The organism is Paraburkholderia sp. NPDC080076 (assembly GCF_050281145.1).
Classification (GTDB): domain Bacteria; phylum Pseudomonadota; class Gammaproteobacteria; order Burkholderiales; family Burkholderiaceae; genus Paraburkholderia.
The window spans coordinates 1,411,218-1,429,533 of the sequence record NZ_JBNNWQ010000001.1; the positions used below are offsets into that span (position 1 = coordinate 1,411,218).

General features: G+C 64.1%; 18 protein-coding genes and 1 riboswitch. Of the genes, 8 read left to right on the forward strand and 10 right to left on the reverse strand.

Annotated features, from left to right (window positions below; genetic code table 11):
• The first annotated feature begins 146 nt into the window (after window positions 1-146).
• From ACQKRQ_RS06330 to ACQKRQ_RS06340, 3 genes are all read left to right on the forward strand, one after another.
• Entirely contained in the window at window positions 147-1,475 is a 1,329-nt protein-coding gene (locus tag ACQKRQ_RS06330) for a sugar efflux transporter (protein WP_427475769.1), read from the forward strand.
• 373 nt (window positions 1,476-1,848) lie between these two features.
• A complete protein-coding gene (gene gnd / locus ACQKRQ_RS06335) occupies window positions 1,849-2,886 on the forward strand; it encodes a phosphogluconate dehydrogenase (NAD(+)-dependent, decarboxylating) (RefSeq protein WP_132377246.1) in 1,038 nt (345 codons plus the stop codon).
• A 15-nt stretch (window positions 2,887-2,901) separates the two neighbouring features.
• Window positions 2,902-3,594: an HAD family hydrolase gene (locus tag ACQKRQ_RS06340; RefSeq protein ID WP_132377245.1), complete on the forward strand. Its 693-nt coding sequence runs from the start codon at window positions 2,902-2,904 to the stop codon at window positions 3,592-3,594.
• Window positions 3,595-3,676: 82 nt separating this feature from the next.
• Here the strand turns inward: ACQKRQ_RS06340 and ACQKRQ_RS06345 are convergent, their stop codons facing one another.
• Window positions 3,677-4,213: an ankyrin repeat domain-containing protein gene (locus ACQKRQ_RS06345; protein WP_427475772.1), complete on the reverse strand. Its 537-nt coding sequence runs from the start codon at window positions 4,211-4,213 to the stop codon at window positions 3,677-3,679.
• A gap of 124 nt (window positions 4,214-4,337) precedes the next feature.
• Window positions 4,338-4,463 (reverse strand): hypothetical protein, encoded by a 126-nt coding sequence (locus ACQKRQ_RS06350; RefSeq protein WP_279388615.1) that lies wholly within the window; start codon window positions 4,461-4,463, stop codon window positions 4,338-4,340.
• 397 nt (window positions 4,464-4,860) lie between these two features.
• Here ACQKRQ_RS06350 and ACQKRQ_RS06355 point away from each other — a divergent pair, with 397 nt between their 5' ends.
• Window positions 4,861-7,254 (forward strand): phosphoketolase family protein, encoded by a 2,394-nt coding sequence (locus tag ACQKRQ_RS06355; RefSeq protein WP_427475774.1) that lies wholly within the window; start codon window positions 4,861-4,863, stop codon window positions 7,252-7,254.
• Between the two features lie 13 nt (window positions 7,255-7,267).
• The gene (locus ACQKRQ_RS06360) at window positions 7,268-8,428 is read left to right on the forward strand and encodes an acetate/propionate family kinase (RefSeq protein ID WP_427476098.1); all 1,161 of its coding nucleotides are present in this window, start codon (window positions 7,268-7,270) and stop codon (window positions 8,426-8,428) included.
• 3 nt (window positions 8,429-8,431) lie between these two features.
• Here the strand turns inward: ACQKRQ_RS06360 and ACQKRQ_RS06365 are convergent, their stop codons facing one another.
• Both ACQKRQ_RS06365 and ACQKRQ_RS06370 read right to left on the reverse strand, forming a co-directional pair.
• Window positions 8,432-8,692, reverse strand: coding sequence for a BON domain-containing protein (locus ACQKRQ_RS06365; protein ID WP_408180153.1), 261 nt, complete (start codon window positions 8,690-8,692; stop codon window positions 8,432-8,434).
• A gap of 123 nt (window positions 8,693-8,815) precedes the next feature.
• Window positions 8,816-10,027, reverse strand: coding sequence for a D-amino acid dehydrogenase (locus ACQKRQ_RS06370; protein ID WP_427475776.1), 1,212 nt, complete (start codon window positions 10,025-10,027; stop codon window positions 8,816-8,818).
• Between the two features lie 184 nt (window positions 10,028-10,211).
• A riboswitch (glycine riboswitch) is annotated at window positions 10,212-10,305 on the reverse strand.
• A gap of 210 nt (window positions 10,306-10,515) precedes the next feature.
• On the opposite strand from ACQKRQ_RS06370, the gene ACQKRQ_RS06375 reads away from it, so the two are divergent.
• Window positions 10,516-11,148 (forward strand): LysE family translocator, encoded by a 633-nt coding sequence (locus ACQKRQ_RS06375; protein WP_132377241.1) that lies wholly within the window; start codon window positions 10,516-10,518, stop codon window positions 11,146-11,148.
• Window positions 11,149-11,178: 30 nt separating this feature from the next.
• Here the strand turns inward: ACQKRQ_RS06375 and ACQKRQ_RS06380 are convergent, their stop codons facing one another.
• Window positions 11,179-12,408, reverse strand: coding sequence for an MFS transporter (locus ACQKRQ_RS06380; protein ID WP_427475778.1), 1,230 nt, complete (start codon window positions 12,406-12,408; stop codon window positions 11,179-11,181).
• 282 nt (window positions 12,409-12,690) lie between these two features.
• On the opposite strand from ACQKRQ_RS06380, the gene ACQKRQ_RS06385 reads away from it, so the two are divergent.
• A complete protein-coding gene (locus tag ACQKRQ_RS06385) occupies window positions 12,691-13,086 on the forward strand; it encodes a PaaI family thioesterase (protein ID WP_132377239.1) in 396 nt (131 codons plus the stop codon).
• A 26-nt stretch (window positions 13,087-13,112) separates the two neighbouring features.
• On the opposite strand, the gene ACQKRQ_RS06390 is transcribed toward ACQKRQ_RS06385, so the two are convergent.
• The gene (locus tag ACQKRQ_RS06390) at window positions 13,113-13,640 is read right to left on the reverse strand and encodes an N-acetyltransferase family protein (RefSeq protein WP_427475780.1); all 528 of its coding nucleotides are present in this window, start codon (window positions 13,638-13,640) and stop codon (window positions 13,113-13,115) included.
• Window positions 13,641-13,648: 8 nt separating this feature from the next.
• Complete coding sequence (locus tag ACQKRQ_RS06395; protein WP_427475782.1) at window positions 13,649-14,221, reverse strand: helix-turn-helix domain-containing protein; 573 nt, start codon at window positions 14,219-14,221, stop codon at window positions 13,649-13,651.
• A 368-nt stretch (window positions 14,222-14,589) separates the two neighbouring features.
• Between ACQKRQ_RS06395 and ACQKRQ_RS06400 the strand changes: the two genes are divergently transcribed.
• On the forward strand, window positions 14,590-15,294 hold the full coding sequence (locus ACQKRQ_RS06400; RefSeq protein ID WP_132377236.1) for a YceH family protein: 705 nt from the start codon (window positions 14,590-14,592) through the stop codon (window positions 15,292-15,294).
• A gap of 71 nt (window positions 15,295-15,365) precedes the next feature.
• Here ACQKRQ_RS06400 and ACQKRQ_RS06405 read toward each other — a convergent pair whose 3' ends face one another.
• The 3 genes from ACQKRQ_RS06405 to ACQKRQ_RS06415 form a co-directional block, all read right to left on the reverse strand.
• Window positions 15,366-15,884, reverse strand: a complete 519-nt coding sequence (locus ACQKRQ_RS06405) for an SLATT domain-containing protein (protein WP_132377235.1) — start codon at window positions 15,882-15,884, stop codon at window positions 15,366-15,368.
• Between the two features lie 105 nt (window positions 15,885-15,989).
• On the reverse strand, window positions 15,990-17,267 hold the full coding sequence (locus ACQKRQ_RS06410; protein ID WP_427475785.1) for an acyl-CoA dehydrogenase family protein: 1,278 nt from the start codon (window positions 17,265-17,267) through the stop codon (window positions 15,990-15,992).
• A gap of 142 nt (window positions 17,268-17,409) precedes the next feature.
• Entirely contained in the window at window positions 17,410-18,315 is a 906-nt protein-coding gene (locus ACQKRQ_RS06415; RefSeq protein ID WP_408285814.1) for an ABC transporter permease, read from the reverse strand.
• Window position 18,316 lies beyond the last annotated feature (1 nt).

The window sequence follows — 18,316 nt, forward strand, 5'->3', positions numbered from 1 at the left end:
AACGGTGCGGTCTGCAATTTTGGGATGCGGTGGCGCGGGTTTACGCGCCCGCGAGCTAAGCCGATAATGCCCCGGTCGTTCCGGCCACGAAGTGTGCGGCGTGCATAACGCGTCGCAGGCTCGCTTTCCCTGACCCACCGCCCCTCGTGTTAAAAACCTCACGTTTTTTCGACCTGCTGCGCATTCCCGGCTTCAAGCCGCTCGCCGCCGCGACGCTCATGCTCGGTGTGGCGATGTCGTTCACCGCTCCCTATCTCTCCCTGTTCGGCGTCGAGCGCGCCGGCATGACGCCGTTCAGGCTCGGCGTCTTCATGACGCTGATCGCGGCGAGCGGGGTGCTCGCCAGCACCTTCGCGGGCCGCTGGAGCGACGCGAGCGGACGGCACCGGCCCTTGCTGCTGGCCGCGCTGATCGCGGCGGCGCTCGGCTATCTGTGCTTATGCGTCGTGCGTGATTACCGGCTGCTGCTGGTGGTCGGGATCGTCTTCATCGGCGCGGGCGGCTCGGCCATTTCGATGGTGTTCTCGTTCAGCCGCGCGGCCTTGCCGGTAGCAGACCCGGCGGAGCGCGTGTTCGCCAGCGCGACCTTGCGGACCATTCTGTCGGCGGCTTGGGTGTTCGGGCCGTCGGTGGGCGCGCTGGTGCTCGCCGCCAGCAGCTTTTACGGGCTCTTCCTGTTCGCCGCCGCCAGTTTCGGCGCCTGCGCGACGATCGTATGGCGCATGCGGGAGCCGCAGGGCCACCTGGGCGATCACACGGTGGAAGACACGGCGTCGGAGCCGTCGGCTTCGATCACCGTGCCGCCGCTGACCGCGCCCGGCGAAGATGCGCACGAGGACTTGCCGGGCGTCGCCTCGGCCAACGACATCGGCCGCGCGGTCGCCGCGCTCACCTTGCTCGGCCTCGCCGCGAACGCGACCATGATCGTGCTGCCGCTCTACATCGTGCATGGGCTGAACGGCACGCATCTGGATGTGTCGGTCATGCTCGGCCTCGGCGCCTTGATGGAGATTCCGATGATGCTCGCGCTCGGCGCGAAGTCGTCGGCGCTGCACAAGCCGAACTGGCTGGCCGCCTGCGCCGCGGTGCACGCGGTGTATTTCGTCGGCATGTCGCTGGCGGGGAATGTCCACGTGCTGATCCCGATGCAGATGCTCAACGCATTCGTGGTCGCCGTGACCTCGTGCCTCGGCATGACCTATGTGCAGGATCTGATGCCACAGTCGCCGGGCCGCGCCACCGCGCTGTTTTTCAATGCGGCGCGCGTCGGCTCAATTCTCTCGGGCGTGTTGTCGGGCTTGCTGGTGCAGGCGTTCAGCTATCGCGGCACGTTTCTGTTCTGCGGCCTGCTGGCGCTGTGCGCGCTGGTGCTGTTCGCCGTGCCGGGCTACCGCTATCCGTTGATGTGGAACGCCGTGAAGCGTTTTGCGCGTTCGCAATACGGCAAACTCCAGGCACGACAGCGACAGCGCTAGACGCGCCGGCTTCAAGGGCAAACACGAACTGCAAGAAAGCGGTCAGCCGAATCGAAGCCTGCGCGGGCGTCATGCCGCGCAAGCCTGACGCAAGCGCACACTGCCCAGGAACTTTACGCCGCGCAAAACCTCTGCAAAAAGGCGTATCGTCTTTCGATGCATGGGCGATGCCCGCTTCGCTGCAAGAGCGAATCAGGGCTGCTACCGTGTGTCCGGCGCACGCGAAGAAACACCACTACAGTAAGTGTAGCCAGGTGCGATTCCTGACGCCGCCACTGAAGCGCTCAGCGAAAACGCAACATAGCCGCGGTAGAACGAAGCAAAACATCGAAGCAAATCCAGCAGCGCAACGAGGCACTTTCCGGAGCGAGATATGCAGCTAGGCATGATTGGATTGGGGCGCATGGGCGCCGACATGGTGCGGCGCCTGACGAACGGCGGTCAGCACTGTATCGCCTTCGACGTGCAACCGGCGGCGGTGGAGAGGCTGAAACAGGACGGCGTGGCGGGCGCGGCGTCGCTGGAAGACCTCGTCGCGCAACTCGAGAAGCCGCGCGCCGTGTGGCTGATGGTGCCCGCCGCCGTGGTCGACATGACGCTGGAGAAACTCGTGCCGTTGCTGGAGCCGGGCGACATCGTGATCGACGGCGGCAACTCCTATTACCACGACGACATCCGCCGCAGCGCCGAACTGGCCGAGCGCAAGCTTCACTATGTGGACGTCGGCACCAGCGGCGGCGTGGCGGGCCGCGAGCGCGGCTACTGTCTGATGATCGGCGGCGAGCCGGAGATCGTGAAGCGGCTCGAACCGATTTTCGCGACGCTCGCGCCGGGTGCCGGCTCAGAGCCGGCCACGCCGGGCCGTGTCGCCGGCTCGAGCACCGCGGATCAAGGCTTCCTGCATTGCGGGCCGCAGGGCGCGGGGCACTTCGTCAAGATGGTCCACAACGGCATCGAGTACGGCATGATGGCCGCGTACGCCGAGGGTCTGAACATTCTGCACCACGCCGACGCCGGCAAGCAGGCGCGCGAGGCTGACGCCGAAACCTCGCCGCTGCGCCGACCCGAGCTGTACCAGTACGATCTGAATCTCGCCGACGTCACCGAAGTCTGGCGGCGCGGCAGCGTGATCAGTTCATGGCTGCTCGATCTGATCGCCGGGTCGCTCGTTAGCGATGTCGAGCTGAAAAACTACGCAGGACGCGTATCCGATTCAGGCGAGGGGCGCTGGACCGTGGCGGCCGCCATCGACGAAGGCGTGCCTACGCCGGTGCTGAGCGCGGCGCTGTTCGCGCGTTTCAGTTCGCGCGGCGAGGCGGATTTCGCGAACCGGGTGCTCTCGGCCATGCGGAAGGATTTCGGTGGCCACGCCGAGAAATCGGCCACGCCGTCCGATAAGCCGAAAAGCTGATTCCAGGGAGCCGCGATGCAAGCCACCACCTCCACGCCGCACGACGTCGTGTTTCTGTTCGACTGCGACAACACCTTGCTGGACAACGATCATGTGCTCTCGGATCTGCGCGCGCACATGATGCGCGAGTTCGGCGCGGAGAACAGCGCGCGGTACTGGGAAATCTTCGAGAACCTGCGCACCGAGCTCGGCTATGCCGACTACCTGGGCGCGCTGCAGCGCTATCGCTCGGAGCATCCGCGGGACACGCGGCTGTTGTTGATGTCGTCGTTCCTGATCGACTATCCGTTTGCGAACCGCCTGTATCCGGGCGCGCTGGATGCGCTCCGGCATGTGGGCGAGCGCGGTCCCACGGTGATTCTCTCCGACGGCGACGTGGTGTTCCAGCCGCGCAAGATCTCCCGCTCTGGACTATGGGACGAGGTCGAAGGGCGCGTGCTGATCTACATCCACAAAGAGTTGATGCTCGATCAGGTGATGGAGTGCTATCCCGCGCGCCACTATGTCATGGTCGACGACAAGCTGCGCATTCTCACAGCCATGAAAAAGGCATGGGGCGCGAAACTGACGACGGTGTTTCCCCGCCAGGGGCACTATGCATTCGATCCGAAAGAGATCTCCAGCAATCCGCCGGCGGATGTGACGGTGGAGCGGATCGGCGAGTTGGCGGAGATCGACGTGGAGTCGTTGTTGGCTGAGAAACGCTAGACGGTTCGCGGCGCTCGCGCGTCTCTATGTATGTGTCATGCACATGGAGAGCAACAACGCCGCGGGCCAATACCGGTTCGCTCTATGAACCGAGTTCCTTCAGGCGCGCTTGCGCATCGCCGGCGCCCATGCGGCCCGCCGCATCCAGTGCCGTCACGCCGTTCGCATCGCGGGCCTTCGGGTCCGCGCCATGCGCTATCAGCAATTCCATGATTGCCGTGCGATTGAACATCGCCGCAATCATCAACGCGGTGCGTCCGTCCGGCGACGCCCCTTCGACATCCGCACCATGCGCGAGCAAGGTTTCGATCACGGTGTCGAAGCCTTTGAACGCCGCGCCTGCAATTGGCGTCTGTCCGTTGTCGTTACGCAGATTGGGATCGGCGCCGTGTTCGAGCAGCGTGCGCACGGCGTTCGCGTGGCCGTGGTAGCTGGCGAGCATGACGAGGCTGTCACCTTTGTCGTTGCGCAGATTCGGCGGCACGCCTTTTTCGATCACCGCCGCGAGCATGGCGGCATCGCCGCTCCGCGCGAGGTCGAAAACCTGGTGCGCCAGTTCGAGCAACTCCGGGTCGATCGGCTGGCCGGAGGGCGGGGAAGTATCAGCGTGGTCCGTCAATGGAATCTCCTTGCAATCAGGCTGGGCGCCCCAGGTCTCGGGAAGGCGGGAGACCACACGTGAAGGCGCCGGGAAGATTGCTCAGGATACACATTTTGCGCCGGCGACGCCCGCGCAGCGGCACTCAGGCGTGGCCGAACAGCTTGACCAGCAAGCCGAACACGCCGACCAGAATGGCGACACCCGCGAACAGGAACACCAATGTCAGAACAAGGATCAACGGCGCTTTGAGGCGACTGGGTGTCGGCATGATGGAATGTTTGGTAAGGGGCGAGCAAGGTGGTACGCGCCAGATGCGGTCCGCCGTCGCGCATGAAGCATGAGCAGCTTAAAGGCATTCGCTTAATACGGGCTTAAAGTCTAACGCATGCGTCATGAGGCGGAATGTCATCACGGTCGCGCAGTCGCAGATGGATCAAGCTTTGGACGATTGCGTCGAACCATGCGGCCCGCTTCCTGTCACACTGACGATCACCAGACAAGGGCGCAAAGGCCCGCTGCCACGGGCCTTTGCCCTTACGCTTTCGTTGTGTCATCCGCATGACAGCATGGCCGGTACCGCTGGTTTCTTTCGCGCCGGCCGCCTCACGAATCACCGTTGCCGCATCCGCCAACCTGCCTGACAGTCCTTTCCAAGGAGTGACACCATGGCTGAAGCAACCTCTCATCCCACGCCGCCGCAAACATTGGACGCCGACACGTTGCGCAACATGGACCGCTACTGGCGAGCCTGCAACTACCTGTCGGCCGGCATGATCTATTTGCGCGACAATCCGCTGCTGCGCGAACCGCTGAAGCCCGAACACATCAAGAACCGCCTGCTGGGCCACTGGGGTTCGGACCCGGGGCAGAGTTTCCTGCTCGTGCATCTGAACCGGCTCATCAAAAAGCTCGATCTGGACATGATCTACGTCGCCGGTCCCGGTCATGGCGCGCCGGCCACGCTGGCTCATTGCTATCTGGAAGGGCACTACTCGGAAATCTACCCCGACCGCAGCGAAGACGAAGCCGGCATGCAGCGTTTTTTCCGGCAGTTTTCGTTTCCCGGCGGCATCGGTTCGCATTGCACACCCGAGACGCCCGGCTCGATTCACGAAGGCGGCGAACTCGGCTATAGCCTCTCGCACGGCTACGGCGCCGCGTTCGACAATCCCGATCTGATCGTCGCCGTGATGATCGGCGATGGCGAAGCGGAAACCGGCCCGCTCGCCACCTCCTGGCACTCGAACAAATTCCTCAATCCGATCCGCGACGGCGCGGTGTTGCCGGTGCTGCATCTGAACGGCTACAAGATCGCCAATCCGACCATTCTCGCGCGCATTCCCCGCGAGGAGCTCGAAGCTTTGCTGACCGGCTACGGCCACAAACCGTATTTCGTCGAAGGCGACGATCCCGCTGTCATGCATCAGCAGATGGCCGCGACGCTCGAACAGTGCATCGGCGAAATCCGCGCGATCCAGCAGCGTGCGCGTGAAAGCAACGACGCGTCGCGGCCGCGCTGGCCGATGATCGTGCTGCGTTCGCCCAAAGGCTGGACTGGCCCGAAGGAAGTCGACGGACACAAGGTGGAAGGTTCGTGGCGCGCGCATCAGGTGCCCGTGCTCGATCCGGTGACCAACGGCAAAAGCCTGAAGCTGGTGGAAAGCTGGCTGCGCGGTTACGAGCCTGAGACGCTGTTCGACGAAGCAGGGCGCCTCGTGAAAGAACTGCGCGAACTCGCGCCCGTGGGCGCGCGCCGCATCAGCGCCAATCCGCATGCGAACGGCGGCTTGCTCTGCAAGACGCTCGACATGCCGCCGTTTCGCGATTACGCGGTGGCGGTCAAAAAGCCGGGCGGCTCGTACACGTCGCCGACCGAGGTACTCGGCAAGTTCCTGCGCGACGTGATGCGCAACAACATGACGAACTTCCGCGTGTTCGGCCCCGACGAAACCGCGAGCAACAAGCTGACCGCGATCTATGAAGCGTCGGAAAAAACCTGGCTCGCGCAAACCGAACCGGGCGACGCGGACGGCGGCGACCTCGCGGTAGACGGCCGCGTGATGGAAATGCTCAGCGAACACACGCTCGAAGGCTGGTTCGAAGGCTATGTGCTGACCGGCCGCCACGGTCTGTTCGCCACGTATGAAGCCTTCGTCCACGTGATCGATTCGATGTTCAACCAGCACGCCAAGTGGCTGGAGAAGGCCAAGCGCGATCTCGGCTGGCGGCAGCCGGTGCCGTCGATCAATCTGCTGATCACGTCGCTCGTGTGGCGTCAGGATCACAACGGCTTCACGCACCAGGACCCCGGCTTTCTGGATGTCGTCACGAACAAAAGCCCGGACGTGGTGCGTATTTATCTGCCGCCGGACGCGAACTGCCTGTTGAGCGTCGCCGATCATTGCCTGCGTTCGCGCGACTACGTCAACGTGATCGTCGCCGACAAGCAGCCGCACCTGCAGTATCTCGACATGGACTCGGCGGTCACGCATTGCACCAAGGGCATCGGCATCTGGGACTGGGCGTCAACGGATCAGGGCGTCGAGCCGGATGTGGTGATGGCCTGCGCGGGCGACATCGCGACCATGGAGGCGCTCGCCGCCGTGCAGATTCTGAAGGAGCAGTTCGCCGACCTGAAGATCCGCTTTGTCAACGTGGTCGATCTGTTCCGCCTGATGCCCGAGCACGCGCATCCGCACGGTTTGTCCAACCGCGATTTCGATTCGCTGTTCACCGCGACCAAGCCGGTGATTTTCAACTTCCACTCGTATGCGTCGCTGGTTCACAAGCTGACCTATAACCGCACGAATCACGACAACCTGCATGTGCACGGCTATCACGAGAAGGGCAACATCAACACGCCGCTCGAACTGGCGATCATCAACCAGGTCGACCGCTTTTCGCTGGCGATCGACGTGATCGACCGCGTGCCGAAGCTGCGCGGTGTCGGCGATCATGCGAAGGAATGGTTGCGTGGCCAGATCATCGAACATCTGGCTTATGCGCATTCCGAAGGCATCGATAAGGAAGAAATCCGCAACTGGACGTGGAAAGGCTGAGCGAGGCATGACCATGCACACTGAAAACAGCGCTGACGATCGAACGATTCTGGTGTTGAACAGCGGTTCGTCGTCGCTGAAGTTCGGGCTGTTCAGGCACGCGGGCGATGACGAATCCCTGTTGCTGGAAGGCAGTGCGGAAGGCATCGGGCGCGACGACGGCAGTTTGCGGATCAAGGCGCCCGACGGCCGCGTGCTGGTGCAGCAGGAGCGCGTGCTCGAATCGCAGATCGATGCGTTGCAAAAACTCGCGCAGGTGCTCACGGAGCAGCACCATGCGCGGCCTTCGGCGGTGGGGCATCGGGTGGTGCATGGCGGACCCCATCTGCGCGCGCATCAGCGCATTACCGCCGACGTGCGCCGTCAATTGCATGATGCCGTGCACTTCGCGCCGCTGCATATTCCGCCTGCGCTTGCGTTGATCGACGAGGCCGAGAAGATTTTCGACGACGCGCCGCATTTCGCCTGTTTCGACACCGCGTTTCACGCGACGCTGCCGCCGCGCGCGGCACACCTTGCGTTGCCGCGCCGCTACGCGGAAGCCGGTGTGATGCGCTACGGCTTTCACGGTCTCTCGTACGAATCGCTGGTGACGCGGCTCGGCGCGGACTTGCCGGCGCGCGCCGTGTTCGCGCATCTCGGCAACGGTTCGAGCGTCTGCGCGTTGCGCGACGGCCAATCGATCGACACGTCGATGGGTTTGACGCCGACCGGCGGCGTGCCGATGGGCACACGCAGCGGCGATCTCGACCCAGGCGTGCTGCTGTATCTGATGCGTGTGGAGAAGCTCGATGCCGGCGCATTGGAGACGCTGCTGAATCGCGAGAGCGGCCTCGCCGGTTACGCGGATGGCGAAAGCGATATGCAAGCTCTGGAAAAACGCGCAGCAGCGGGCGATGCCGATGCGTCACTCGCGCTCGATGCGTTCGCGACCGCCGTGCGCAAGACCATCGGCGGCTATGCGGCGTTGCTGGGCGGAATCGATTTGCTGGTGTTTACCGGCGGCATCGGCGAGCACAGCGGACAGATTCGCAGGCGCGTGTGCGACGGGCTGGCTTTCATGGGGCTAACAGACAGCGATCCGGCGGGCAAGGTGAGGGCGATTCACACCGAAGAGGAAAAGCAGATCGCGCGGCATTGCCGCACGCTGCTGCGGCAAACGCAGACGGGCTGACCTTTACTTTGCCTTGACGACGGTGTGATCCGACACGCCCGTTACGCCGAACAGGCGTGTCACGTCTTCGAGCGCCGCGGTGCGTTGCTGATCGCGTTGCAGTTCGCCGCGCAGCGTGATGCGGCCGCGCGAGACGTGGACTTTCACGGCGTGTTCGGGGACCGCGGCGTCCCAGGCGAGACGCCGGGTCGCCTCCGCGGCGATCTGCGCGTCGCTCAGGCGTGCGCTGCCTGCCTTGTGGTTCGCTGCACGGGTGTAGGGCATGGAGTTCTCCGCGGCACTGATGCGTATGGGGAGAACACTAGCAGAAGTGGCGAATTTTGCACTCGGCGGCGGCAGTGGTGACATCACGCTACCGCCGCCTGCAAAACCCTGCGTCAGCAAGCGCTACTGAATCGCGCCCGCCAACACCTGCGCCGTCGCGGCCGACAAGGTCCAGCCCAGATGTCCATGCCCGGTGTTGTAGAACACGCCGCGCCGTTTGCCGCGGCCCACCTTGGGCAACATGCTCGGCAGCATCGGCCGCAAGCCCGCCCACGGAATCACGCGCGAGGTCGACACCTCGGGGAAATAACGCCGCGTCCAGTCCACCAGCGGCGCGATCCGGTCCGAACGGATATCGCGGTTGAAGCCGTTGATCTCCGCCGTGCCGGCCACGCGAAAACGATCCACGCCGAGCCGGCTCGTGACGATCTTCGCGCTGTCGTCGAGCAGGCTCACCCACGGCGCGCGCTGCTGGCTGAGTTCGTCTTCGAGACAGACGGTGATCGAATAGCCTTTGACAGGGTAGATGTTCACGTGATCGCCCAGCATCGACGCGAAATCGCGGCTCTTCACGCCCGCGCACACGACGATCCGCTCGAACGCGAACCGCTGCGACTCGCCTTCGAGATCGACCGTCAGCGTAAAGCGGCCCTCGGCGGGCTGCTCGATCGACGTGATCTGCGCGTCGTAATGAAACTCGACGCCGTGCCGCACGCACGCCTGAGCGAGGCCGCGCGTGAACTTGTGAATATCGCCGGTCGAATCGGACGGTGTGAAAAAGCCGCCGTAAAAATCGCCGTGCAGCGTGGGCTCGATGCCATGCAGCTCGCTCGCCGTCACCGGATTGCGGTCGAGCCCGCCTTCGCGCAGCAGTTCGTTCACCTTGCTCGCGGCGTCGAATTCCTTGCGGGTCTTGTAGATGTGCAGAATGCCGCGCCGCTCCAGATCGAAGTCGATGCCTTCGGTCTCGGCGATCGAAAACAGATGTTCGCGCGCGGCAATCGCGAGCCGCACGGTTTCAACCGTGTTCGTCCGGTAGTGTGGAATCTCGCGCAGGAATTCGCCCATCCACGAGTACTTGTGCCAGGTGGGCGTGGGGTTGAGCAGCAAGGGGGCGTCGCGCGTGAGCATCCAGCGCAGGCCTTTCATGACGGTGGCCGCGCTGTTCCAGACTTCGGCATTGCTGGCGGATAACTGGCCGCCGTTGGCGAACGAAGTCTCCATCGCCGCATAGCGATGGCGCTCGAAGACGGTAACGTGGTGGCCGCGCTGAGCGAGGGCGTGAGCAGTCGTGACGCCGGTAATGCCGGCGCCGATAATGGCGATTCGTGACATGGCATGGTCCAGAGTAGTTGAGCATCACCGGTGTCGATTTCGTGTCGAAACCGGCGTCGATGCCCCATCTGTCCATGTACCTGAGAGTTTCTTCCCCGCGGCAGCCGGGCCCGATGCGAGCCGTGTGCGGGGAATCCCCTTCGGTGGGCGCACAGGGTAGTCCAGTGCGCCGCTCTCCAGATGTTCCTGCTGCGCGGTCCTTTTGCCTGAGAGTTTCCGGGGCGGTTGCTCCGTCGGCGTCGTCACGAACGTCTGACGATCTCTCCCGCGCTTGCATTGCAGAACGGCTCGACAATACCGTTCAAAAAATTTCACCGCAAGTCTTTCCTGCTATGCACTGCGCAAGCGGCGGTCTGAAACTGCTTGAGTGGAGATGAAGGCGGGGCATGCGTCGCTACGAATTTTCGGGCCCGTATGTCGCGCCGGAATGGCCGGCATCGGCTATATTTGGCGGCACCGCCCAACCTTCATTTGCAAAGGAGAATGACGTGCCCGCTTTCCCAACGCTGCTCGCCTTCGGTCTGGTCTCGCTCGGCATGGTGCTCACGCCGGGGCCGAACATGATCTATCTGATCTCGCGATCGCTCTGCCAGGGGCGGCGCGCGGGCCTCGTTTCGCTCGGTGGTGTCGCGCTCGGCTACGTGTTCTACATGTTCTGCGCCGCGTTCGGCATCACGGCGCTGCTGTTGACGGTGCCGTACGCGTACGACGCGTTGCGCTTCGGCGGCGCGCTCTATCTGCTGTATCTGGCGTGGCAGGCGGTCAAGCCGGGTGGCCGTTCGCCGTTCCAGGTCCGCGATCTGCCGCACGACAGCCGCCGCAAGCTGTTCACCATGGGCCTCGTCACCAATCTCGCGAATCCGAAGATCGCGGTGATGTATCTGTCGCTGCTGCCGCAATTCATTTCGCCGGGGCACGGCAGCGTGCTTGCGCAGTCCATTGCGCTTGGCTGCGTGCAGATCGTCATCAGCGTGACGGTGAATGCGCTGATCGCAAGCATGGCGGGTTCGATCGCCGTGTTTCTTGCCGGCCGTCCGGTGTGGCTGCTGGTGCAGCGCTGGCTGATGGGCACCGTGCTCGCCGGACTCGCGGTACGCATCGCGTTCGATTCGCGTCGTTGATTCGCTTGAGACGCGCTATCCGTTGCCTGGTCAGCCAGACCCGGCACCCGAGCCTCTGAACACCCAGCCGTTGAACAGCGCCCCGCAGAGCATCAACGCGCTGGTGATTAGGAACACCGCCTGCATGCCGAAATGCGCGCCGGCAAAGCCGCCCGCGAGCGGACCCGCCACCTGGCCCGCGTAATTCGCCGAAGTCGCATAACCGAGAATGTAGCCGGCCGAGCGGTCGGGCACGTTGTGGCGGATCACGCTCGTGATCGACGGCAGCAGGCCGGCCAGCGCCAAACCCATCAGAAAGCGCAGCGCCACCAGTTGCCAGCCGCTCGTGACGAACGCCTGCGGCACCAGCAAGGCCGCGCACACGGCGAGACACACCACGATCACCTTGGGCGCGCCGATGCGGTCGGCCAGACGCCCTACACGCGAAGCCGCCAGCACGCTGCCCAGCGCAGACGCCGACATCACGAAGCCGGACACCAGCGTGACGTGCCTTGCGTCGTGCACCAGTTGGGCGACGTACACGGTGATGATCGGCTCGATCGACATGTTGGCGAACATCAGCAAGCCGGAGGTGAACAGCATTGCCAGCACCGGCCGCAGGTCGGGCACGCTGGCCCAGCCGGTCGCCGCGTCCGCTGTGTGCGCCTTGCCGCGCGTGCGCTCGACCGGTTGCTCCTTGACGAGCAGCGTGGTCGCGATGAACGCGCAGAAGATCATCGCGCCGGCGATGAAAAACGTGTTGCGGATACCGATCAGCGGCGGCAGCGCGCCGCCCACCAGCGGGCCGACCAGACTGCCCGCCATCACGCCCGAAGCCAGCGTGCCGAGCGCCCAGCCGGTGCGTGAGCGCGGCGTCTGCGTGGCGATCATCACGGTCGCGCCGGATGCATAGCCGCCGACGAGTCCCGCCAGAAACCGCAGCCCCACCAGTTGCCAGACATTCTGCGCGAGCCCGAGCAAGGACATCACGATGGCCATGCCGAGGCTCGCGCGAATCAGGATCAGCTTGCGTCCGTAGCGGTCGGCCATGCGCCCCCACAGCGGCGACACCAGCGCGGCGGCGAGGAACGTCGCACCGAACGCGACGCCGGACCACTGCACGGCGACCGCGGCCGAATGGACGCCGAGCTGTTGCACATAGAGAGGCAGGAAAGGCAGCAGCAACGTCATCGCGACGATGGTCGTGAACGAGCCGAACAGGCAGACATAGAGATTGCGCTGCCAGTGCGGCGCGCCGTCGGTGGAAGTGGCTGAACTCATCGAGGCAGGATGGAATGCGGGCGAATGACGTCGGGCCGCGGGCGCGGCGAAAAACCGATTGTGCCTGAGAGCGGGCAATCGGGCCGGTGAAGCGGGCAGGGCGTGGCCGATCAATGGGTCATCGAGCGATGTAGCGAGCGCAAGCCGAAAACAGTTAACCGGCGCAGTCTGGTGCCGCCTCAGACAATTGCCGGTCGTGAACCCTGGTATGCTGACTGTTCATCATTGCCCGCGCACCACGCGCGCCCCGGCATTTCTTATCTCGAACACAAAGGCACGCCCATGTCCGACTTCCCCATCGACAATCCGTTTCTCGAATCGCTCGGCGTTCGTCTCACGCAATGGCGCGATGGCTACGCCGAACTGCTGATGCCGATCGATGCGAGCAAGCTCAATCGGCAGGGCGTGCTGCAAGGCGGCGCGATCGCGACGCTGCTCGATGCGGCGGCGGGCTATGCCGGACTCTTTGCGCCGAGCGGCGAACCGGCACGGCATGCTTTCACGCTGTCGCTGACCACCAATTACCTCGACAAGGGACTCGGCGAATCGGTCACCGCGAAGGGTTTTCTGGAGCGCGCAGGCCGTTCGATTTTCTTCTCGCGCGGCGAGGCCTGGGTGGACGGCAAGCTGTTGATTGCCAGCGCGCAGGGCACGTTCAAGTATTCACGGACGACTTGAGCCGTAGCGACCAGTCTGCACGCTCGTCATAGCGCCTTGTACATGATGGTGGTCGCATCGTACTCGTGGCAGTGCGTGCCGCGCGCATAGCCCGGGATCACGCCGGCCGTCCGATAACCCAGGCCGGTATAAAGCGGCTCGGCGTGGTCGCCGGTGCGGGTGTCGAGCGTGAGCAGGCTGCGCTGCAACCCATGCGCATGGCGTTCGAGTTCGGTCATCAGCGCCCTCGCGATGCCCTGACGGCGGAACGCGGGATGGACCAGCAGCTTGCGCACCTCGGCGCGATGCCTTTGATTCGGCATCGTGTCGTAGTCGAGTTGGACGGTGCCCGCGATCGTCGTGCCCTGACGCGCGACCAACACCACCAGCCCGCCGGCACGCAGCGAAGACAGCACTTTGCCGTTCCAGAACGCTTCACTCTCGTCGACGCCACACGGCATGACGAAGCCGACGCTGGCGCCGTCATGCACACAGGCGCGCAGCAGTGCGCCGAGTTCGGGAAGATGGCGCACGAGGTCGTCGGCGGTGAATGGGGTGATGGTGGTCTTGCTCATGCTCTGGCTCACACGATGAAGAGAATGTAGCGGGCCGCGCTATGCGCGGGCGTCACGAAAGCGCTGGGCCCGAACAACTGATAGCGCAGGCAGTCGCCCGGTTGCAGATCGTGGCTCTGGCCGTCGACAGTGATCTGCAACTGCCCTTCGAGCAGGATCAGATGATGTTCGAGACCGGGCCGCGGCGACGCGTCGTAGGTGATGTGCACGCCGGCGTCGAGTTCGCATTCCAGCGCCTCGCCGCTCAGCGCCTGCGCGGGCGGCGACACGGAGCGCCGCCGGAAGCCGATGCTGGCGTCGGTCCAGAGCGGCTGGGCGTCGCGCGGCACGAGCGGCGCAAAGTCTTCTTCGACCATGTGCATGAGGCGCGACATCGGCAGGCCGTACGCGACGCAGAGCTTGCCGAGCACGCTCGCCGTCGGGCTCACGGCGGCGTTTTCGAGGCGTGACAGCGTCGCGCGGCTGACGCCGCTGAGTTTGGCGAGGTCGTCGAGCGACCAGTTGCGTTCGGCGCGCAGCGCACGTAGCCGCTGGGCGATGCGGCGGTCGATGGCGTTGTCGTCGGAGAGTGTGTTTTCCATATTAGGGAAATTATCTCTAATATGGAAAACCGTCAACAACGAAAATGGATGGGCCCGGCGGCTCCGCTGGCGCGTGCCGGTTCATGCGCAGCGTCAATGTGTCGTAAAGGGACGAGCAAACGCGCTCGATCAACGCGTCTTTCACGCTTGCAGCGAGTGTGGCGACACGCTCGAGAGCATCCACAGACAACGCCCGCTCGACCCATGCCACACGAGCCTCACGCGCGCCTTGCCGTAGCGGAGATTCATACACCTGCGCGGCCTGGGCCGTTTATCATAGTGCCCACAAACCAGAAAGCGCCGCCCGGCTGTGCAGCGGTAAAGCACATCATTTACGAGACCCGGCGGCTCATGCCGCGACATCATCTATGAACTCCACTCCCGACGCTTTTTCCCGTCCTTCGATCCGCGCGTTGACCTTGCTTGAAGGACGCGTGCTCGGCGTGCTTGTCGAAAAGCAGCACACGGTGCCGGACAGCTATCCGCTCTCGCTCAACGCGCTGACGTTGGGCTGCAACCAGAAAACCGGCCGCACGCCGGTGATGAACGCCACGGAAGCCGAGGTGCTGACCGCCGTCGACGGTTTGAAACGGCTCAGCCTCGTGATGGAAGGCAGCAGCAGCCGCGTGCCGCGTTTCGAGCACAACATGAATCGCGTGTTGGGACTGCCGAGCCAGTCGGCGGCGTTGCTCACCACCTTGCTGCTGCGCGGTCCGCAAACCGCGGCCGAATTGCGCCTGAACAGCGCGCGTCTGCATGGCTTCGCGGATATCTCGTCGGTCGAGGCATTTCTCGACGAACTCGCGGCCAACGACCCGCCACGGGTCGTGAAACTTGCCCGCGTGCCGGGCGAGCGCGAGAACCGCTGGACGCATCTGCTGTGCGGTGAAGTGAGCGCAAGCGAGTTGGCGCAGCCGGGTGAGGAAGACGATTCGGTGCCGCTCTCCGCATTCGAAGCGGTCAAGGCCGAACAGAAGCGTCTCGCGGATGAAGTCAGCCGGCTGCAGGCCGTAGTCCGCCGCATGGCAGCGGAGTTGGGGATCGACGCCAGCGACCTCACCGCAGGCGAATAAAGCCGTGAACCGCGGAAGAACGCGAACGCCCGATGATGATGCTGGTGTCCGCGACGCGTTGAATTCACGCATTAGTTGTCGCGGTTGCGCTGCCGATCCGCGGACAGCGTCCGCTGCGTGCGATAGAAAACGCGCGGCGGCACGTTAGGCGAATCTTCGGCGAGCCGGTCGAGCTCGTCGCGGATCGCGGTGAGGTAGTGGCCGTCACGCGCATCGGCATCGCCCGCGAAAATCGCTTCGAGCCTGCGGCGCACCGCGCCATAGCGCGCGCCGGCCGCACGATGCTTTTCGGCGCGTTCGGCGTAGCGCAGGAAGGTTTGCAGCGCGGCCGAGACCGCGGCCGTCACGCTCACGAAGCCGATGAATATCCTGAGTCCTGGCGAAACCGCGGACAAATTCAGCGATGCGAACACCGCCGTGCCGACGAAAGCGGTGAGGGCGGTCACCAGCCAGCCGACCTGGCGGTCGCGCGCCGACAGCAGGTCGGCCATGTCGTAATGGCTCATCTGGGATTCGCGCGCGCGCCGGATCCATTTCAGCAGAAGCTGGTTCTCGTCGACCGGCGGCTCGTAGGCAGGCAGATTCTTCATGTTGCTCGTCAGGGCTGTTCGGTTGCGCAAGCTTAGCGCATGCGTCTGACGATACTGTGCCACATGAAGCCGGCGACCCGCGTTCCGGTCGCGCGATGATGGTCTTTATGCCGGTGCGGCTGCCCGTTCCGTCGCCGATGCCGCTTGCCGCGCCACACCGAAGCGCTCGCTATGCGCCTTGCCGTTCAGGTAAAAATCACCGATCGCGGCCTCGCGAATGATCGCGGGATTGTGCGACGCCAGCACGCGAGCATTGCGCCAGTAGCGATCGAAGCGGCGCGCCTCGCTGGTCGCCGACGCCCCGCCCACTTCGAACAGTAGCGTTGCGGCTTGCAGCGTCTGCTCGATGGCGATCTGTTGCGCCTGGAAGGTCTGGATGTCCAGGTTGATGTATGTCTGTTCGCTGGTGCGGCCTTCATGCCGGGCGACCGAGACATCGTCGATGGCGCGCGCAAGCGACGCGCTGATGCTCTGCGTCGAGTAAGCCAGGCTCGCGAGGCGGCCGACCACGCGATGCACGAGCGGATTGTCACGCGGACTCGATTCGCCCGGCACACCGAACGTGCGGGTCCTGGCTTGTGTGAACGCGACCGCATCGCGCAACGCCGCGCGGCTGATCCCCGCGAGATTCGCGACATGCAGCGCCTGGTAGTAAGCCGTGAGCAGGCTGTTGCGACGCGGCTCGGATGCGTTATAGCGACGGTAGAGGTTGTCGTGCGAAACCGGCACATGTGTGAAGCGCGCGGTGCCGCTGCCCGTGAGCCGTTGCCCGAAACCATCCCAATCGTCGATGCGTTCGAGGCCCGGCGCGTCGGCTTTGACGAGCACGCGCACGTCGCTCTGGCCGTCGTGCGCGGTGACGTCCACCCAGTCCGCGTAGAGCGTGCCCGTGGTGTAGTACTTCTCGCCATCCAGATGCCATGCGCCGTTGGTTTGCGTGAGACGCACGCTGTTGTTGGTGACGCTGGTGCGCTCGGACACCGCGCCACCGACGATCTGACCTTGCGCAATCCGCGTGAGCCAGCGGTCGCGCGGCGATTCGTCGTCTTGTTCCAGCAGCGACTCGATAAAGCCACCATGCACGCGCAGGATTTGCGGCAGATTCGAATCCGCCTCGCCCAGGCGCGTCACCAGCGCGAAGAACTGCGCGAGCGAGATGCCTTCACCGCCGTACTGCCTCGGCACGCGCAGTTTGGTGTAGCCCGCTTCGCGCAGCCACTCGACGGGCGCATAAGCGAGTTCGCGATGCTGCTCGCGTTCGACCGCGCCCTCGGCGATACGCGCGAAAACCGGCGCGAAGCGACGGGTCAGCGGGTCGTCGCCGAAAAGTTGCGCGGCGTCGGCGATGCTGTGATCGGGATTCGTTGATTGAACTGCGGACATGGGTTCTCCGAAACGGGGTGCGCGTGAGGCGCAATCAGAGAACGGTAAGGGACGCGGCAGGGTGCTAGCAACCAAGTATTTGGCCGATTCTTAGCAGCAGGAGTGAAATGGTCCAGGCGCTTGCCACGGCAAGGCGCGCGGCTTATTTCAATCCTGCCACTGCGCGCCTGCGCGCCAGCAATCGCACGGCAAGCAGACACACGCCCATCACGGTCAACGATAACACCGTCGTCATGGTGCCCAGCGCGTAGATCACCGGTGTAGTCACCGACGTGGTGAGGCCCTGCAACTCCAGCGGCAAAGTGTTCTGATCGCCGATCGCCTGGGAAGTGCGGGCAATCTCGTCCCATGAGAGCGTGAAGCCGAACATGGCGACGCCCACCACCGACGGACCGATGATAGGCAGCACCACGTGCCGGAAACTCTGCCACGGCGTTGCGCCCAGATCGCGCGACGCTTCTTCGTAAGCCGGATTGAAGCGGTTGAACACCGCGAACATGACGAGCAAACCGAACGGCAGCGTCCATGTCAGATGTGCGCCGAGTGCGGACGTGAAGAGGCCCATCGAAGTGGTATAGCTGTCGGCGAAAGACTGATAGCCCCACGCGGAGGCGAAGTACTTTACGCCGTTATCCAGCAGACGGAACGTCAGGCCGATGCCGAGCGAAACGATAATGGACGGCATGATCAGACTGGCCACGGAGACATAAAACACTGCTGTATCGCCGCGAAACTTTCGGCGAAACGCGAGGCCCGCCGCGACGGAAAACAGCACCGTCAGCACCGTGACCGCCAACGCGAGCCGCACGGAGCGCCCGAACGCGCCCCAGATGTCGACATCGCCCACACCGTCGCGCAGCATCGCGAACCAGTGCAGCGACACACCTCGCATCGGAAACGTGAGGCCGCCTTCGGGGCCCTGAAACGACAGAATGAAAATGGTGATCACCGGTCCGTAGAGAAACAGCACGAACAGGCCGAACAGCAGCGCGAGCCAGTAGAAACTCGCCGGACGGCGCTCCCGATGTTTGACGCGAATGGCCTGCATC